Origin of the sequence: Mesorhizobium sp. M7A.F.Ca.CA.001.10.2.1, assembly GCF_003998575.1 — a bacterium.
Taxonomy (GTDB): Bacteria; Pseudomonadota; Alphaproteobacteria; order Rhizobiales; family Rhizobiaceae; genus Mesorhizobium.
In genome coordinates, this window is the sequence record NZ_RZQY01001009.1 from 1 (window position 1) to 1,428 (window position 1,428).

Annotated in this window: 2 protein-coding genes; both read left to right on the forward strand. The window is 61.3% G+C overall.

Going from position 1 to position 1,428, the window contains the following annotated elements; translation table 11 throughout:
- Window positions 1-470, forward strand: a 470-nt coding sequence (locus EN964_RS34495) for a PLP-dependent transferase (protein WP_206528813.1), incomplete at its 5' end; no start/stop codon positions are given.
- A 29-nt stretch (window positions 471-499) separates the two neighbouring features.
- The coding region (locus tag EN964_RS34500; protein WP_164776383.1) for a sugar ABC transporter substrate-binding protein at window positions 500-1,428 on the forward strand (929 nt) is incomplete at its 3' end.

The following is a 1,428-nucleotide window of genomic DNA, read 5'->3' on the forward strand; positions in this document are numbered from 1 at the left end:
CCTATTCCTATCTCGGCGGCAAGCTGTCACCGTTCGAGGCGTGGCTGTTGCTGCGCGGCCTGCGCACGCTGCCGCTGCGCCTGCCGCACCACATGAAGAGCGGCCTGACCATCGCCGAACGGCTGAAGGCGCATGCCAGTGTCGAGCGGGTCAACCACCCCATCTATTCGAACCACCCGGGCAAGGCGACGCTGGCCGGCTATGCCGGTCTGTTCTCCTTCGAGGTGACGGACGATATCGACATCCCCGTCTTCGTCGACGCGCTGAAATATTTCCGCATCGGCGTCAGCTGGGGCGGGCATGAAAGCCTGGTCGTACCGGCCAAGGCGTCGCTGGAGCAGACGCCGGGCCTGAATTCGATGGCGCGCTTCGGCGTCAGCCCCCGAACCATCCGCTTCAATGTCGGATTGGAGAGTGTCGAAGACCTGTGGGCTGACGTCGCCCAGGCCTTCGAAAAAGCCAGAAAATAACAAGCGGGTTCAAAATGGGAGTCTTGAACATGAAAAAACTGACCGTCATGCTGGCCACCGTTGCGGGGCTGGCGATTTCCGCCGGAAATGCCGTGGCCGACTCGACACTGAAAATGGTCGAAGTCATCACCAGCCCGCCGCGCACCGAATTCCTGAAGAAGCAGATCGCCGAGTTCGAAACCGCCAATCCGGGCATCAAGGTCGAGCTTATCTCGCTGCCCTGGGGCCAGGCGTTCGAGAAATTCCTGACCATGGTGCAGGCCGGCGATACGCCTGACATCGTCGAAATGCCGGAACGCTGGATGGGCCTCTATGCCAACAATGCCCAGCTCGAGGATCTCGGACCGTATATGGCCAAATGGGATGATGCCAAGACGCTGGGCGACCGCGCCAAGCAGTTCGGCTCGACCGTCAACAACACCCAGTTCATGATCCCCTACGGCTACTATGTGAACGCGCTGTTCTGGAACAAGAAGCTGTTCAAGGAGGCCGGCCTCGACGGACCGCCGGCGACGCTCGACGATTTCATCGCCGATTCCAAGAAGATTTCCGCGCTCCCGGGGAAGTACGGCTACTGCCTGCGCGGCGGGCCGGGCGCCTTCAACGGCATGCACATGTTCATGAACATTGCTGCCGGCAAGGGCGGCTACTTCAACGAGGACGGCACTTCGACGATCAACGAAGAAGGCTCGGTCAAGGGCCTGCAGATGCTGGCCGACATGTACAAGGACGGACTGGCGCCGAAGGATGCCGTGAGTTGGGGTTTCAATGAAACGGTCACCGGCTTCTATTCCGGCACCTGTGCCATGCTCAACCAGGATCCGGACGCGCTGCTCGGCATCGCCGACAAGATGAGCGCCGACGATTTCGCCGTGGCGCCTTTGCCGGTCGGGCCGAGCGGCAAATCCTATCCGACGCTGGGCTATGCCGGCTGGGCGATGTTTGCCAACTCGCAGCA